16 protein-coding genes, 1 tRNA gene and 1 pseudogene are annotated in these 14,114 nt (G+C 71.2%); 6 read left to right on the top strand and 12 right to left on the bottom strand.

What is annotated here, in order from left to right; genetic code table 11:
- Window positions 1–28 precede the first annotated feature (28 nt).
- Window positions 29–1,066, top strand: a complete 1,038-nt coding sequence (gene hemF / locus KBY90_RS14230; RefSeq protein WP_254969318.1) for an oxygen-dependent coproporphyrinogen oxidase — start codon at window positions 29–31, stop codon at window positions 1,064–1,066.
- A gap of 6 nt (window positions 1,067–1,072) precedes the next feature.
- On the opposite strand, the gene KBY90_RS14235 is transcribed toward hemF, so the two are convergent.
- On the bottom strand, window positions 1,073–1,855 hold the full coding sequence (locus tag KBY90_RS14235; RefSeq protein WP_254969319.1) for a dehydrogenase: 783 nt from the start codon (window positions 1,853–1,855) through the stop codon (window positions 1,073–1,075).
- A complete protein-coding gene (locus KBY90_RS14240; protein ID WP_254969320.1) occupies window positions 1,852–2,403 on the bottom strand; it encodes a cofactor assembly of complex C subunit B in 552 nt (183 codons plus the stop codon). The genes KBY90_RS14235 and KBY90_RS14240 overlap by 4 nt, the downstream gene beginning before the upstream one ends.
- Window positions 2,404–2,497: 94 nt before the next feature.
- Here KBY90_RS14240 and KBY90_RS14245 point away from each other — a divergent pair, with 94 nt between their 5' ends.
- Window positions 2,498–3,172, top strand: a complete 675-nt coding sequence (locus tag KBY90_RS14245) for a ribonuclease D (protein ID WP_254969321.1) — start codon at window positions 2,498–2,500, stop codon at window positions 3,170–3,172.
- Between the two features lie 31 nt (window positions 3,173–3,203).
- Here the strand turns inward: KBY90_RS14245 and KBY90_RS14250 are convergent, their stop codons facing one another.
- On the bottom strand, window positions 3,204–3,461 hold the full coding sequence (locus tag KBY90_RS14250; RefSeq protein ID WP_254969322.1) for a hypothetical protein: 258 nt from the start codon (window positions 3,459–3,461) through the stop codon (window positions 3,204–3,206).
- A gap of 29 nt (window positions 3,462–3,490) precedes the next feature.
- On the bottom strand, window positions 3,491–4,771 hold the full coding sequence (locus KBY90_RS14255) for a lipid-A-disaccharide synthase-related protein (protein WP_254969323.1): 1,281 nt from the start codon (window positions 4,769–4,771) through the stop codon (window positions 3,491–3,493).
- A 44-nt stretch (window positions 4,772–4,815) separates the two neighbouring features.
- Between KBY90_RS14255 and KBY90_RS14260 the strand changes: the two genes are divergently transcribed.
- Window positions 4,816–4,886 (top strand) — tRNA-Cys (locus tag KBY90_RS14260).
- 183 nt (window positions 4,887–5,069) lie between these two features.
- Here KBY90_RS14260 and KBY90_RS14265 read toward each other — a convergent pair.
- Window positions 5,070–5,531, bottom strand: a complete 462-nt coding sequence (locus KBY90_RS14265) for a hypothetical protein (protein WP_254969324.1) — start codon at window positions 5,529–5,531, stop codon at window positions 5,070–5,072.
- A 258-nt stretch (window positions 5,532–5,789) separates the two neighbouring features.
- On the opposite strand from KBY90_RS14265, the gene KBY90_RS14275 reads away from it, so the two are divergent.
- Window positions 5,790–6,776 carry an aldo/keto reductase gene (locus tag KBY90_RS14275; protein WP_254969326.1) on the top strand — a complete coding sequence of 329 codons (987 nt, stop codon included), beginning with the start codon at window positions 5,790–5,792 and terminating at the stop codon, window positions 6,774–6,776.
- A 22-nt stretch (window positions 6,777–6,798) separates the two neighbouring features.
- Here KBY90_RS14275 and KBY90_RS14280 read toward each other — a convergent pair whose 3' ends face one another.
- Together KBY90_RS14280 and purM are read right to left on the bottom strand one after the other, a co-directional pair.
- The gene (locus tag KBY90_RS14280; protein ID WP_254969327.1) at window positions 6,799–7,461 is read right to left on the bottom strand and encodes a hypothetical protein; all 663 of its coding nucleotides are present in this window, start codon (window positions 7,459–7,461) and stop codon (window positions 6,799–6,801) included.
- Between the two features lie 124 nt (window positions 7,462–7,585).
- Window positions 7,586–8,638 (bottom strand): phosphoribosylformylglycinamidine cyclo-ligase, encoded by a 1,053-nt coding sequence (gene purM / locus KBY90_RS14285; protein ID WP_254969328.1) that lies wholly within the window; start codon window positions 8,636–8,638, stop codon window positions 7,586–7,588.
- Window positions 8,639–9,069: 431 nt separating this feature from the next.
- Here purM and KBY90_RS14290 point away from each other — a divergent pair, with 431 nt between their 5' ends.
- Both KBY90_RS14290 and KBY90_RS14295 read left to right on the top strand, forming a co-directional pair.
- A complete protein-coding gene (locus tag KBY90_RS14290; RefSeq protein WP_254969329.1) occupies window positions 9,070–9,570 on the top strand; it encodes a septal ring lytic transglycosylase RlpA family protein in 501 nt (166 codons plus the stop codon).
- A gap of 123 nt (window positions 9,571–9,693) precedes the next feature.
- Window positions 9,694–11,268, top strand: a complete 1,575-nt coding sequence (locus tag KBY90_RS14295) for a bifunctional pantoate--beta-alanine ligase/(d)CMP kinase (RefSeq protein WP_254969339.1) — start codon at window positions 9,694–9,696, stop codon at window positions 11,266–11,268.
- A gap of 5 nt (window positions 11,269–11,273) precedes the next feature.
- On the opposite strand, the gene KBY90_RS14300 is transcribed toward KBY90_RS14295, so the two are convergent.
- The 5 genes and pseudogenes from KBY90_RS14300 to KBY90_RS14320 form a co-directional block, all read right to left on the bottom strand.
- Window positions 11,274–11,777 carry a low molecular weight protein-tyrosine-phosphatase gene (locus tag KBY90_RS14300; RefSeq protein ID WP_254969330.1) on the bottom strand — a complete coding sequence of 168 codons (504 nt, stop codon included), beginning with the start codon at window positions 11,775–11,777 and terminating at the stop codon, window positions 11,274–11,276.
- Window positions 11,774–12,454 carry a HEAT repeat domain-containing protein gene (locus tag KBY90_RS14305; protein WP_254969331.1) on the bottom strand — a complete coding sequence of 227 codons (681 nt, stop codon included), beginning with the start codon at window positions 12,452–12,454 and terminating at the stop codon, window positions 11,774–11,776. Before KBY90_RS14305 ends, KBY90_RS14300 begins: the two co-directional genes overlap by 4 nt.
- A gap of 5 nt (window positions 12,455–12,459) precedes the next feature.
- Complete coding sequence (locus KBY90_RS14310; RefSeq protein WP_254969332.1) at window positions 12,460–13,308, bottom strand: HEAT repeat domain-containing protein; 849 nt, start codon at window positions 13,306–13,308, stop codon at window positions 12,460–12,462.
- Window positions 13,309–13,444: 136 nt separating this feature from the next.
- On the bottom strand, window positions 13,445–13,933 hold the full coding sequence (gene cpcA, locus KBY90_RS14315) for a phycocyanin subunit alpha (RefSeq protein WP_254969333.1): 489 nt from the start codon (window positions 13,931–13,933) through the stop codon (window positions 13,445–13,447).
- 54 nt (window positions 13,934–13,987) lie between these two features.
- Window positions 13,988–14,114: pseudogene (locus KBY90_RS14320) on the bottom strand (phycocyanin subunit beta); the annotation flags it as partial.

Genomic DNA, 14,114 nt, shown 5'->3' on the forward strand with positions numbered 1-14,114 from the left:
GTCCCTACGCCGATCCGGCGCGGCAGCGATGCTCCAGGCCCTCGAGGCTCCTCCCGTGAATTCCCGCCAGCGGGCCCGTGATCTGCTCATGGGTCTGCAGGACTCCATCTGCTCCGGGCTGGAGCAGCTCGATGGCGAGGAGCGCTTTCAGGAGGAGAGCTGGGAGCGGCCCGAAGGGGGCGGTGGCCGCTCCCGGGTGATGAAGGCCGGCCGCGTGTTCGAGCAGGGCGGCGTGAACTTCTCCGAGGTGGAGGGCAGCGAGCTGCCGCCCTCGATCCTCAGCCAGCGGCCCGAGGCCAAGGGGCACCGCTGGTTCGCCACCGGCACCTCGATGGTGCTGCACCCCCGCAACCCCTACATCCCCACCGTTCACCTCAACTACCGCTATTTCGAGGCCGGCCCGGTGTGGTGGTTCGGCGGCGGCGCCGACCTCACCCCCTACTACCCCTTCCTGGAGGACGCCCAGCATTTCCACCGCACCCTCAAGGGCGCCTGCGACAGCGTCAATCCTGCCTATTACCAGGTGTTCAAGCCCTGGTGCGACGAGTACTTCTTCCTGAAGCACCGGGGCGAGACCCGCGGTGTGGGCGGCATCTTCTACGACTACCAGGACCCTGGCGGTGTGCTCTACAAGGGCCAGGACCCCAACGGCCCGGCCGCCGCGGAGAGCAACCGCATCGGGCCGATCGGGCAGAGCTGGGAGCAGTTGTTCTCCCTGGCCTCGGCCTGTGGCAACGCCTTCCTGCCCAGCTACGTGCCGATCGCCGAGAAGCGTCAGCCCACCGCCTACGGCGAGCGCGAGCGCCAGTTCCAGCTGTACCGCCGGGGACGCTACGTGGAGTTCAACCTGGTGTTCGACCGCGGCACGATCTTCGGCCTCCAGACCAACGGCCGCACCGAATCCATCCTGATGTCGCTGCCGCCGCTGGTGCGCTGGGAGTACGGCTATCGGGTGGAGCCCGGCAGCCGCGAGGCCCTGCTCACCGATGTGTTCACCCGGCCGCAGAACTGGCTGGAGGACGCCTCCCTGAACGAACGGTGCGCCCCCCACCAGGCTGTGGGCTGAACCGCCTCAGGCGGGCAGGCCGCCGGGAGTCCGGCCCAGACCCGTCTCGATGGCGTCCACGACCCGGGTGGCGATGGCGTTGATCGTGGCCTGCCTTCGCCTCGGGTCGCGGAGGGCCGCCTCCAGGGTTCCCTCCAGCTTGCCGATCTCGAGCATGGCGATCCCCCGGCGTGGGGCCCCCAACCCGTCGCGGTAGAGCAGGGGATAGGAGCCGAAGGCCTGGGCCAGGCTCTCGTCGACGCGACTGGGGGGGCTGTGCAGGGGCGGGATCAGACCCGAGCCCACCCCATCGGGGCCGTAGGCGTCGTAGTGGATCTCGAGGGCATAGCCACCGGCGCGGGCATGGGCCTTGCCCACGCTCCAGTTGGTGCGCGGGTCATCGCCGTCGTGGATGGTGCGCTGCGGCGGGTCGTAGAAGCGGATCGCCAGGCCGCGCTCGCGGCCGAGGGACTCCACCGCCTGAGCGGTGAGCAGGTTCCAGTACAGCTCATCGCGCATGCCGGGCTGCATCGCCGGAGCTCCCCTCAGGGCCACGGCCTCACCGGGGGTGCCGGCGCCGGCCATGTTCTGGGAATCGGCATGGCCCGCGAGCAGCAGGATCTCCACGCTTTCGGGCAGGGTCCGGCGCCCCAGCCAGTCCTTGCGGTCGCTCAGGCGGCTGCGGGGACCGGTGAGGGGATCCAGCCAGGCCACACCGGGGGCCTGAGCGCTGACATCGAGGCCCACCACCAGGGATGCCACCAGACAGAGCAGGGCGAGAAGCAGGGGCCAGCGCCGCGGTCCACTCATAGAGGCGAGCTCAGCAGGTTGGCGTCGTTGTACAGGCCCAGTCTCGGCCCGAGGTCCTGTTCCAGGGCAATCAGTTCGTCGCGGTGCGCCCGCAGCCGCAGGGCGCTGCCGGTGGCCTGATCGTGGCTGATCAAGCGCAGCTCCACGGTCTCGTCGCGAGCCGCCCGCCGGCGATAGAGCACACCGGCGAGGGGGCCGAGCAGGGCCAGCAGCAGGGGCCACCAGCGAAGGCCGGGCTGGAGCTCACGCAGCACCAGGCCGAGGCAGCCGGCGCCGAGGCTGCCGAGCAGGGAGAGCAGCACGGCCAGCGCAGGACTGGAACGCACCGTGCCGCGGAAGCGCAGACTGCGCCGTTCCGGGTTCGAGGCCTCCGCCTGCCAGCCCCGCTGCTCCAGCCAGGCGCTCAGCGTCGGCAGCACCTCCAGCGGCGGGCGCGAACTGCGCACTTCCACGGTGGTGGTGCGGTCCTTGCTGGCGGCGCGCAGGAAGAACACCAGCCCGATGGCCAGCAGCAGGGTGAGCAGCAGGGTGGAGCCGGTGGCGGGCATGCACCGATTCTGCTGGATCCGGCGCCGGATCCGCCGCCGCTGGGCCCTGGGCACGGCTTGTCAGCATGGGGGATCGAACCTCAGCACCCCGCCGATGACCGCCGCCCCCAGCAGCAACCTGCCCGCCCCGGCCCGTTTCGCCGTCTTCGACGGCGACCTCGATGGGGAGTGGCAGGCGCTCTACGCGGGGACGCGGGCCCTGGCGGTGGACACCGAGGCGATGGGCCTCATCCACGGCCGCGATCGCCTCTGCCTGGTTCAGATCTGCGACGACAGCGACAACGTCTGCTGCATCCGCCTGAGCCGCGGCCAGCATGCGGCGCCGCGGCTGCGGGCCCTGATGGAGAACCCCGCCATCGAGAAGGTGTTTCACTTCGCCCGCTTCGATGTGGCCGCCCTCGCCGAGAACCTCGCCATCACCGTGAACCCGATCTTCTGCACGAAGGTGGCCAGCCGGCTGGCCCGCACCTACAGCCCCCGGCACGGGCTCAAGGAGGTGGTGCAGGAGCTGGTGGGCATCGAACTCGACAAGCAGGCCCAGAGTTCCGACTGGGGCCGGGTGGAAGACCTCAGCGAGGCCCAGCTGGCCTACGCGGCGGGTGATGTGCGCTTCCTGCTGCCGGCCCGGGATCGTCTGGAAACCATGCTGCGGCGGGAGGAACGCTGGGATCTGGCCCAGCGCTGCTTCGGCTGCATCCCGGTGATGGCGGAGCTCGACCGCAACCGCTTCCACCTCCTGTTCGAGCATTCCACCGGCGGCAACCGCTGACCGTCGCCGGCAACCGCTGAGGACTGAAGGCTCAGTCCTCGACCATGAAGTTGGCTTCGCTCTCCAGTGCCCCGAGCTGCGCGGTGAGCAGGCCCTGGTGGTCGCTGGCGTCAATCTCCAGTTCGGCCACCAGGCTTTCCGCCAGGGCCAGCTTGCCGGCCCCATCGCGGATCCCGGCCTGGGCGGCGCGGATCTCCACCCGGCGGCGGGCCGAGGCCAGGCTCACGCCCAGCAGGCTGGCCAGCCGTCCGCAGGTGGTGCTGTAGGCCCGGTCGGAGATGCCGGCCATGGCAGGACCAATCCGGGAGAACCTCCCCATCATCCCAGCCGGCGGGCCGTGGAGGACGGTTGGACGAGCAGCCGTTCCTCCAGCAGACCGGCCAGCCGGTCACTGCCTCCCGCCGGTCCCATGCGGCGGCGTCCGATGGCACCCAGCCGTCGACGCAGCTCAGGCTCCTCGAGCAGGCGGGTGAGCCGGGCCGCCAGCTCGGCAGGGTCGCGGCAGGGCAGCACCGCGCCGCCCAGCAGGCGGCTCTGCCGCCGGGCGAACCCGGCCTTGAACTGGGGGCCGGGGCCGGGCAGGGACAGTGCCGGGATCCCCAGACCCACCAGCTGCTCGGTGGCGGTGCCGGCCGTGGCCAGTCCCACCTCGGCCCAGGCCGCCCAGGTCTCGAACCGTCCCGGTCCCAGCACGAGCGTCACCAGGCCCTGCCGCCAGGCCGCCGCCGCTCCGCAGGCCGCGGCAGCTGCACCCGGCGGCTCGCTCCGCCAGCCCTGGCCGCCGAGCAACTTGTCCCAGTCCTCCCGATCCGGCCTGCTGCCGCAGGCCAGCAGCACGGTGGTGGGCTGCCGGGGCAGCCAGCGGAGCAGGGCCTCCAGCAGCCGGTGGGCATTGCCGAGGGCTTCCGGCAGCCGGCTGCCCGGCAGCAGCACCAGCCGGCGCTGGTGCCGCAGCCAGGCGGGCGGGGCGGTGACCTGCAGCGCGTCGCCCATGGGATTGCCCACCGCCACGGCAGGCACCGCCCTGCGCCGCAGCCCCCGGGCGGTGAGCGTGTCGCGCAGGGCCACCAGCCGGCAGCGGCGACTGCGCATGAGGGCCCATTCCCAGGGATCCCACTCGCTGCCCTTGCAGCGGTGGTAGCCATCGGCGAGCGGCGTGCCGCCCCAGCCGGTCGGCGCTGCCGACATCCAGGTGAAGTCGCTCTTGGGGGTGCCCAGAAAGGCGAACGGAGCGCCGCTGCCCCAGGCCAGCAGCAGGGGCAGCAGATCGCCCACCGCCAGCACCGGCCTTCCGCTGGCCCCCCAGCGCCGCACCCAGCGCCACTGCCGCCAGCTGAGCAGGGCCAGCCCCGCCGCCAGGTCGGCAGCCATGCCCTGCAGGCTCTGGGAGCTGAACCCGCCGCTGGGCAGCGGCTGCCTCGGCCCCACCAGCCGCAGCAGGCCGGCGCGCTCGGCGTCGCCGAAGACACGGCCCTCGCCCACCAGGGGCAGCACCTGCACCTGCTGATCGGGACGACGGCGCTGCAGCGCCGCGATCAGCTGCAGGGCGATCACATCCTCCCCGTGGCCGTTGCTCAGAACCAGCAGCGGGGGGGACATGCCATGGCTGATACGATCCGCTTCGGGAGTTTGATCCCCCGGCCGGCGGCATGGCCAAGTGGTAAGGCAGAGGATTGCAAATCCTTTATCCCCAGTTCGAATCTGGGTGCCGCCTTTCTGAAGATCTTCGCTGCTGCGATTCCTCTTCAGAGATGGGTCTTCAGCAATGGCAGTTCAGTGATGGCTCTTCGGTGATGGCTCTTCAGTGATCCGTCTTGAGCGATCCGCCTGCAGCGATCGGTTCTGACGGTCCCCGCCCGTCAGGGATCAACGCCAGGTCAGGTTCCGGCCGGGATCGTCAGAGGCTGGCTTCAGCCATCCAGCGTTCCCCGTTCCGCCCCCAGGCCTGGCAGCGCACCAGACCGCGCTCCAGCTGGCAATGGCCCCGCGCCAGCCGGGTGCGGGGCACCCCCAGGGCCAGTCCGCGCTGATCGAAGCTGGCGGCGGCCACGGTGGCCACGGTGAGGCGTGCGGGCCAGCGTGGCTGGCAGCTCCCTTCCCGGTTGCAGTGCATCGCCACCTGCCCCTGCTCCAGGGCACCGGCGAACACGAGGTGCTCCAGCGCGATCGGTTCCCGCTGGCCATCGGCCAGGAAGCGCACGCTCAGCAGCCCCTCCAGGTTCTGCTCCAGCCGCAGCCCCTGGCAGTCGAACCAGAGCCGGGATGGGCCCCGCAGCCACTGACAGCGGCTGGGGCTGGTCTGCCAGCGGCCGAAATCCGCCGCCCTGGAGGCGCCGCCGGCCAGCAGCCCTGCGGCCATCCCTGCCAGCGCCAGGGCGGCGGCTGCCGCCGGGATCAGTAGCCGGAATCGGCCACGCAGAACCCCTGGCAGCTGATGCCGTTGCTGGCCGTGCGGCCGCAGTGCCGGCAGAGCACCGGTTCGCCGGCGCCCTGGGGCTGCTGCGCGGAGGGGGAGGAACACGGTTCGGGGGCGGGGGATGGCGTGCAGGCGGACGCGGCCGGCGCAGAGAGGATGTCGCCCATAGTGGCGGGGGTGCTGCAGGCTGTTCAGCTCACCATGGCCGATCCCAGCAGTGTTCCGGTGCCGTCGGCCGCCATCGGGGTGGGCACCTGGGCCTGGGGCAACCGCTTTCTCTGGGGCTACGACCCGGCCAGGGATGCCGAGCTGGAGGCCACCTTCCGGCGGGCGCTGGATCTCGGGCTGACGTTCTTCGACAGCGCCGATTCCTACGGCACCGGCCGCTGGACCGGCCGCAGTGAACTGCTCCTGGGTCGCTTCTGCTCGGCGCTGGGGCCGGATCAGGGACAGCGGGTGCAGGTGGCCACCAAGCTGGCCCCCTTCCCCTGGCGGCTGGGGCGGCGGGGATACCGACGCGCCTTCGAGGCCTCCCGCCGACGTCTGAACGGCCATCTGCAGCGGGTGCAGCTGCACTGGAGCACCGCCCGCTATGCCCCCTGGCAGGAGGGGCCCCTGCTGGATGGGCTGGCCGATCTGGTGCTCGCCGGGGAGGTGGCGGAGCTGGGGGTGTCGAACATGGGGCCGCGGCGGCTGCGCCAGGTGGTGCACCACCTGGCCGGCCGTGGGGTGCGGCTCAGCAGCCTGCAGGTGCAGCTGTCGCTGCTCTCCCCGGGGCCGATCGCGCCCGGCGGGGTGGCAGCGGTGTGCCGGGAGCTGGGCGTGGAGCTGATCGCCTACAGCCCGCTGGCCCTGGGCCTGCTGGCGCGCAGCGGCGGTGAATCCCGGCCGATGCCCCAGGGGCCGCGGGCTGCCCTGTTCCGCCGCCTGGAACCCCAGCTGACCCCCCTGCTGCAGCGGCTGGCCGTGATCGCCGCAGCCCATCGGGCCCCCCTGGCGGCGGTGGCCCTGAACTGGTGCAGGGCCCATGGCGCCATGCCGATCGTCGGCCTGCGCAGCGTGGCCCAGGCCGAGACGGCGGCCGAAGCGCTGCGCTGGCAGCTCAGCCCCGAAGACCGCCGGGATCTGGACGCCATCGCCCTGGCGCTCCCCCGGCGCATGCCGGCCAATCCCTTCCAGAGCGCCTGATCCTGAGAACTGCCGCCGCGGTTCAGGAGGCCGCAGCCGTAGCCGAAGGCGTGAGCACCACCGGCAGTGCCTGGGGTCTGCGCAGGGGGGCAGGCGCAGCGTTGCTCCCGGCCGCGTCGGCTTCTGCGCTGTCGTCCGTGCCGGTGGCCTCGCCAGCAGCGGCTTGCTCGCTGCGGCCGCAGGCTGAGAGTGCTTCCTGCAGCAGGGATTCGAAGGTGGCACCAGGCAGGCGGTGCCGCGCCAGTTCCAGGAAGGCCCGGGCCAGGGATTCATCCGCCGCGGCCTGCAGGGCCGGGTTGCTGCGGCGCCACTGCTGCTCCTCCTCGATGGCGCGGATGAAGCGTTCGGTGACGTCCCGCTTGGTGGCGGCGCGGATGCGGGTGTCGTGATCCAGGGTTCCGATCAGGTTGCCGTCCCCGGCCTCCGCCAGCCGGCGGCTCAGGCTGTCGAGCATCTCCCGGGCTTCCCGCTCCAGGGTCATCAGCTGACCATCCGAGAGGCGGGGCAGGTCGGCCAGGTACACCTTGCCGTGATCACGCAGGGTGAGGTAGGTGGCACGAGGCGTCCGGTTGAGTTCGCCGCGGGGCCGCTGGGGGCGGATCGGCGCCACCGGACCGGCCGAGCTGCGCCGACGGGTCACGCGCTGACCGGCCAGAAAGGGACTCTGGGAGCGGGTATTGAGCATGCAGGTACTCCTCGACAGGGACATCGACGTCTGGATTGGATCCGGTCTCGCCGGAACTGGGCAGGATCCAGAGCCACGGCAGGGTGCGGCTCCTGCGGCACCCTAGGCATCGATCCCCGGAGCTTCAGGCCGGCAAACCCGCCAGTGCGGCTCCGGCGGGGGCGTCCCCCTCGCACACGTCGCCCAGGATCCAGGCCTCGTAGCCGGTCTGCCGGCACACCGCCAGGGCGGGGTCAACGGCTGCGGCGGGCAGCACCAGGCAGAAGCCCACGCCGAGGTTGAAGGTGTTCCAGAGGTCCGCTTCGGGCACCTGGCCGGCCTCCTGCAGCCAGCGGAACAGGGCGGGCCGGTGCCAGCTGCCGGGGTCGATGGCGCCATGGACTCCCGGAGGCAGGCAGCGGGGCAGGTTCTCCGGCAGGCCGCCGCCGGTGATGTGGGCCATGCCAGCCACGGGGATGGCGGCCTGGCGCAGGGCCTTCACCAGCGCCGTGTACAGCCGGGTCGGTGCGAGCAGTGCCTCGATGAGCGGGCGCCGGTCCCCGGGCAGCGGGGCATCGGCGGCGAAGCTGCCGTGCCTGCGCTCCTCCTCCACGAGGATGCGGCGCACGAGGCTGAAGCCGTTGCTGTGCACGCCGCTGCTGGCCACGGCGAGGATCTTGTCCCCGGGCCGGACGTGGCGACCATCCACCACCGCATCGGCCTCCACCACGGCCACACAGAACCCCGCCAGGTCGTAGCGGCCGGGGCCGTAGAAGCCCGGCATTTCGGCGGTCTCTCCGCCCAGCAGCGCGCAGCCGCTCTGCCTGCAGCCGTCGGCGATGCCCTCCACCACGGCCGCAAGGGCTTCCGGGCTGAGCTTGCCGGTGGCGATGTAGTCGAGAAAGAAGAGGGGCTCGGCGCCGCTGGTGATCACATCGTTCACGCACATGGCCACCAGATCGATGCCCACGTCGTGGTGGCGTCCATGGGCCTGGGCCAGTTCGAGCTTGGTGCCGACGCCGTCGCTGCCCGCCACCAGCAGTGGCTGGCGCAGGCCGTCCGGCAGCCGGCAGAAGCCCCCGAAGCCCCCCAGCCCGCCGATCACCTCCGGTCGCCGGGTGGATTCAACGCTGCTGCGGATGCGCTCCACGAAGGCGCGTCCGGCCATCACATCCACGCCGGCACTGCGGTAGTCCATGGCTGATCCCCTGGGCGGCACGGAACACTGCGGTGATCCTCCGACGGGACCGGCCCCTGGCAGGTGGACGGTGCTGCGATTGGCACACGGTTCAATGAGCTGCCCTTATCTCAGCTATTTGGATCACTGATCGCCCGAAGACTTGCTGGGCCTTGATCAGCCCTGTAGGGGCCGGCGATATCACTACTGATCATGAATTCTGATCAGTTCCCTGCTGCGGGTTGGTGATGGAACAGTGCTGGACGTTGCCTCTACCTTTCATCCGTTCTCCGATTGATGAGGAGCTCCGGATCACTTCCGGTTCAGCCCTGGTCTCTGAATCCCGGCATCTGCCGGCTCCGATTCCCAGGGGGTCCGGAATGCAGTGATTTTCGAAACACCCGCTTCCCCGTCCATGGGGAGTTCTGTCTCGTAGAGGAGTTTCGTCCGTTATGCGACGCACCGTTTCACTCAGGGCCACCGCCCTCATGATCTCCGGCGCCGCCGCTGTTCTGGGCACCGCCGCCCCTGCCAGCGCCGGGACCTCCACGCTGTCACCAGCGCCCATGGCCCTGCGGCAGATCGAGGCTTCCCCCTCCTTCCAGATGGAGGCTCTGCCCATCGCTCCCGTCACCCTGATGGCTTCGGCGCCCGAGGTGATCAACGTCAGCCAGGGCACCGCCAGCTGGTACGGCCCCGGCTTCTTCGGCAACCGCACCGCCAACGGTGAGGTGTTCCGCCCCGGCACGCTCACGGCCGCCCACCGCACCCTGCCCTTCGGCACCCGCGTGCGCGTCACCAACCTCCACAACGGCCGCAGCACCGTGGTGCGCATCAACGACCGCGGACCCTTCAGCGGCGGCCGTGTGATCGATCTCGCCCATGGGGCCGCCCAGGAGCTCGGCTTGGTGTCGAGCGGTCTGGCCCCTGTCCGCCTGGAAGTGCTCCGCTGATCGGCAGCGTCCGCTCTCCGTCAGGCTCCACGCAGTCGTGAAGGAGCTCCCTCAGCCCATCCGCTCCTTGTGCGGGTGGGCTTTTTGATGTCCGTCCGCCGCCGTTCCAGCGCCATGACCGCGATGCAGCTGCTCCGCACCCGCAGCGACCTGCTGGCCTGGCGCCGGGCCCAGCGCGGTCCGGTGCATTTCGTGCCCACGATGGGGGCCCTGCATGCCGGACACCTGTCGCTGATCCGGCGTGCGGCCGAGCCGCGTGGGGGGGGCCGGCCGGTCGTGCTGGTGAGCGTCTACGTGAATCCACTCCAGTTCGGCCCCCAGGAGGATTTCCAGCGCTACCCCCGGGATCTCGATGCCGATGCCGGTCTGGCCGGCGGCGGCGGTGCCCAGGCTCTGTTCGCTCCGGCGGTGGCGGAGATCCAGCCTGGCGGGGAGGACGCCCTCACCCGCATCCAGCCCCCGGCCGCCCTGCTGCGCAGCCTCTGCGCTCCAGGGCGGCCGGGCCATTTCGAAGGGGTGGCCACCGTGGTGGTGCGCCTGCTGGCCCTGGTGCGGCCCCAGCGTCTGCTGCTCGGGGAGAAGGACTGGCAGCAGCTGGTGATCCTCCGCCGGGTGCTCGCCGACCTGGGGCTGGCGACGGTCGTGGAGGGCTGTCCCACCGTGCGGGAGGCGGATGGGCTGGCCTGCAGTTCGCGCAACAGCTACCTGACCTCTGGGGAGCGCCGGCAGGCCGCCGTGCTGCCGGCCGCACTGCGTGCCATCCGCGCGTCCCTGACCCGGGAGCCAGGCGCCGATCAGCCGTCCGCTCGGCTCGACGATCCGGCGACCCGCCTGCGCCAGGAGCTGGAGGGGGCCGGCGCTGTGGTGGAGTATGCCCAGCTCGTGGCCGCCCATAGCCTGGCGCCGCTGACCCACCCCCGGGGCTTGTGTGTGCTGGCGGCGGCCATCCGCTGCGGCCCCAGTCGCCTGATCGATCACACCTTTCTGATGAGCCGCTCGCCGATCGTTGCCATCGATGGACCGGCCGGAGCCGGCAAGAGCACCGTGACCCGGGCCCTGGCCAGGCGTCTGGGGCTGCTCTACCTCGACACCGGGGCGATGTACCGGGCGGTGACCTGGTGGGTGCGGCACCAGGGGGTGGATCCGGCAGATGCGGCAGCCGTGGGCCGCTGTCTGGAGGGTCTGGATCTGCAGCTGGTGGTGGACCGCGTTGGTGAGCCCCGGGTGCGCATCAATGGCCATGAGGTGAGCGAGGCGATCCGCGGGCCCCAGGTCACCGCCCAGGTGTCGCAGGTGGCGGCCCACGGTTGTGTGCGGGAGGCGCTCACCGCCCAGCAGCGCTCCATGGGCCAGCGGGGCGGGCTGGTGGCGGAGGGGCGTGACATCGGCACGGCCGTGTTCCCTGACGCCGAGCTCAAGGTGTTCCTCACCGCCACGGTGGCCGAACGGGCCCGGCGCCGCGCCAGCGACCTCGAGCAGCGGGGCTTTCCGGTGCCGCCGCTGGCGGAGCTGGAGGCGCAGATCGCCGAGCGGGATCACCTCGACTCCACCCGGGAGGTGGCGCCCCTGGTGCAGGCCGCCGATGCCGAGGAGCTGGTGACCGACGGCATGACGATCGAGGCGGTGATCCAGGCCCTGGTGGACCTGTTCCGTCAGCGCGTGCCCGAGGAGGCCTGGCCGGATCCCGGCCCCGCCTGAGCCGGTCAGCCTCGCTGGATTCCGCCCTGCTCCAGCGTCGTCAGCAGGCCGTCACAGGCATCTTCGAGCAGATCCAGCACCTCTTCGAAGCCCTCCTCCCCGCCGTAGTAGGGATCGGGCACTTCGCTGGCTCTGCGGCGACGGCAGTAGTGCACCAGTGGTTCCACCACGGCCCTGCGCTGCTGCTGTGGCCAGCGGCGGGCCATCGCTTCCACCGCCGCCAGGTTGTCGGCATCCATGGTGAGGATGTGGTCGAACCGGGCCAGATCGGCGGGCTCCAGCTGACGGGCCCTGCTCAGCAGCTGGATGCCGCGCCGGGCAGCCGCGCTGCGCATGCGTGCATCGGCCGGTTTGCCCACATGCCAGCCGCCGGTGCCGGCCGAATCCACCGCGTAGCGCTCCTGCAGGCCAGCCTGTGCCAGGCGCTGCAGGAACACCCCCTCGGCGGCGGGGGAGCGGCAGATGTTGCCGAGGCAGACGAACAGCACCCGCGTGGTGGAACGTCTCATGGCTCGACTGCGCAGGGATCAAGACCGGCGAGGGCCAGGCGGGCGCGCAGCTGCACCACCGGTGGATTGCCAGCCGCTGCGGCGCTGAGGCTGCGCAGGCCCTGCAGCAACGGTTGCTGCAGGGATTCACCGCCGCCATCCAGGCCCCGGGCAAGCGATTCCAGGGCCACGGCCACCGCGTAGCGCACCACCCACTCGCCATCGTCGGTGGCCGCCAGCAGCGCCTCCAGGCAGCACGCCTGGATGTCCAGCCGCTGCGACGGTTCCAGGTGCTGCAGCCGCAGGCCTCCCAGTCCTTTGGCGGCGGCGCGGCGCACACTGGCCGCCACATCACTGCCGAGGGCATCCACCAGCAGCGTCAGCCCCCGTACATCGCCGATGCCGGCCAGGGCACGCACGGCCCAGGCACGGGCGCCGTAGTTCTGGGGATCGAGCCGCAGCAGGGGCTCCACCGCCGCGCCCTGCAGCCGGATCAGCCCGTCCACGGCGGCCACGGCGGCTCCGGGGTTGTTGAAGCCGAGCACCTCCACCAGCACCGGGGCGGCGGCGGGCTCGCCGCTGGCTGCCAGGCTCCGTGCGGCGGACACCAACGCCGCGGAGCTGTCGGCGCTGCGCACGGCCGCCACAAGGGCCTCCAGGTCCACGGGATGCCCCACCGCTGCCGACCGTTCTCCCATGGCCCTCACAGCAGCTCGTCCATGCAGGCCAGCAGGGCGGGCTCCCCGGGCTCGCCGCTGCCCTGCTCCACCAGCCCCCGCAGGGCCATCAGCTTGAGGCTGTTCTCCGCCAGGGTGCGGCAGATCGGCTCGAGGGCGGGTCGCCAGCCCGCCGCTCCCAGATCCATCAGGGCGGCGCGGCGCACCTGCAGCTGGGGGTGCTCCAGCAGCTCCACCAGCACAGTCCCCCAGCGCTCCTCGCCGCTGAGCTGCAGCAGGGCGCGGGCGGCGGCGCTGCGGATCAGCGGCCGCTCGTGGTCCACGAAGGGTTCCACCACCGCCAGCACCGGTTCGCTGGCCATGCCGATGTCCCCGAGAGCCTCCAGCAGAGCTTCGCAGGGTTCCATCAGCCGCGGGGTGCCGGGGCGCTGGGCTCCCGCCTGCTGCGGTCCGCTGGCCAGGCGCCGGCAGATCGGCTCCACCGCCTCCTCGGCCCGCAGCTCCCCCAGGGCCCGGGCGGCCGCTTCGCGCAGGCCGTCATCGGGGTCCTCCAGCACCTCCAGCAGGTCGTTCACCGCCTCCAGGGCCAGCGGCGCCAGCTTGCCCAGGGCCCGGGCGGCGTTGCGGGCCACGGCGTTCTCCTCAACCCCGGCGCCGAGGTCGCGTGGACGGCGCTGGCGCAGGGCAAGCCGCAGCAGGGGAACCGCTTCGGGATGCTGGCTGCGCATGCGCCCGAGCCACCAGGCCCCGTAATACTGCTGGGAGGGGTCCTCGTTCTGCCGCAGGCGTTCGATGGCCTCGGCCTCGCTGATGGGTGCGCCGGCCTGCTCGACGGCGGGGCTCACGTCGCTGCTGGTGCTGGATGGACCCGCCATGGCTGCCGGTGGATCATGTGCAGATTACGGAACCATCCATGGGCCGGCATGGCGCGGAGGGCAAGAAGAGGGTGTCAAAGAAAAAGGGCCTCCCGGAAGGGAGGCCCAGAGGAGGGGTCTGAAACCTGGGGAGGGATCAGACGAGAGCGGAGATGGCGTAGTCGATGTAGTTGTTGGCGATCACACCGGGGTCACCGGAGATGCCGTGGTTGGCCTTGATGTAGTTGAGGGCCTCGACGTACCAGGAGGGGGAGAGTTCGAAGGCGCGGTTGATCTCGTCGAGACCGGCGATCAGGTACTCGTCCATGGGGCCGGTGCCACCTGCCACGAGGCAGTAGGTGACCATGCGCAGGTAGTAACCGATGTCACGGGCGCACTTGGCCTTGCCGCGGGAGTCGGAGGCGTAGTTGGACCCCTGCATCTGGGTGGTGTAGGGGAACTTGTTGTAGACGGCCTGGGCAGCGCCGTTCACCAGCTCGTCAGCCTTGGCGGTGAGCACCTTGGCGGCCTCGAGGGCGTTCTTGGCGCGCTCGAAACGACCGAAGGCGGCGTTCAGCTCGGTGTTGGAGAGGAAGCGGCCCTGGGAATCAGCGGCGGCGACGGCTTCGGTGAGGGGGGTCTTCATTGGGATGAGAGAAGGGGTTGAACCGAAAGATCAGGAACGGAGGTCCTGAGGGATTCAGCCGACGGCGGCGGCGGCGCGATCGAAGTAGGTGCCGATCTCGCTCATCAGAGCGGAGCAGTCGCCGGGGGTGATGCCGTTGCGGTCGTTGGCGATGGAGATGGCGGCATCCTTCATCTTGCGG

Source organism: Cyanobium sp. CH-040 (assembly GCF_024346135.1).
Lineage (GTDB): Bacteria > Cyanobacteriota > Cyanobacteriia > PCC-6307 > Cyanobiaceae > NIES-981.

Coding starts and splice junctions, on each gene's coding strand:
- hemF (WP_254969318.1), top strand. CDS start 29: ATGCTCCAGGCCCTCGAGGCTCCTCCCGTGAATTCCCGCCAGCGGGCC.
- cpcA (WP_254969333.1), bottom strand. CDS start 13,933: ATGAAGACCCCCCTCACCGAAGCCGTCGCCGCCGCTGATTCCCAGGGC.
- KBY90_RS14240 (WP_254969320.1), bottom strand. CDS start 2,403: ATGCCCGCCACCGGCTCCACCCTGCTGCTCACCCTGCTGCTGGCCATC.
- KBY90_RS14245 (WP_254969321.1), top strand. CDS start 2,498: ATGACCGCCGCCCCCAGCAGCAACCTGCCCGCCCCGGCCCGTTTCGCC.
- KBY90_RS14290 (WP_254969329.1), top strand. CDS start 9,070: ATGCGACGCACCGTTTCACTCAGGGCCACCGCCCTCATGATCTCCGGC.
- KBY90_RS14305 (WP_254969331.1), bottom strand. CDS start 12,454: ATGGGAGAACGGTCGGCAGCGGTGGGGCATCCCGTGGACCTGGAGGCC.
- KBY90_RS14300 (WP_254969330.1), bottom strand. CDS start 11,777: ATGAGACGTTCCACCACGCGGGTGCTGTTCGTCTGCCTCGGCAACATC.
- KBY90_RS14250 (WP_254969322.1), bottom strand. CDS start 3,461: ATGGCCGGCATCTCCGACCGGGCCTACAGCACCACCTGCGGACGGCTG.
- KBY90_RS14295 (WP_254969339.1), top strand. CDS start 9,694: ATGCAGCTGCTCCGCACCCGCAGCGACCTGCTGGCCTGGCGCCGGGCC.
- purM (WP_254969328.1), bottom strand. CDS start 8,638: ATGGACTACCGCAGTGCCGGCGTGGATGTGATGGCCGGACGCGCCTTC.
- KBY90_RS14275 (WP_254969326.1), top strand. CDS start 5,790: ATGGCCGATCCCAGCAGTGTTCCGGTGCCGTCGGCCGCCATCGGGGTG.
- KBY90_RS14235 (WP_254969319.1), bottom strand. CDS start 1,855: ATGAGTGGACCGCGGCGCTGGCCCCTGCTTCTCGCCCTGCTCTGTCTG.
- KBY90_RS14280 (WP_254969327.1), bottom strand. CDS start 7,461: ATGCTCAATACCCGCTCCCAGAGTCCCTTTCTGGCCGGTCAGCGCGTG.
- KBY90_RS14310 (WP_254969332.1), bottom strand. CDS start 13,308: ATGGCGGGTCCATCCAGCACCAGCAGCGACGTGAGCCCCGCCGTCGAG.
- KBY90_RS14255 (WP_254969323.1), bottom strand. CDS start 4,771: ATGTCCCCCCCGCTGCTGGTTCTGAGCAACGGCCACGGGGAGGATGTG.
- KBY90_RS14265 (WP_254969324.1), bottom strand. CDS start 5,531: ATGGCCGCAGGGCTGCTGGCCGGCGGCGCCTCCAGGGCGGCGGATTTC.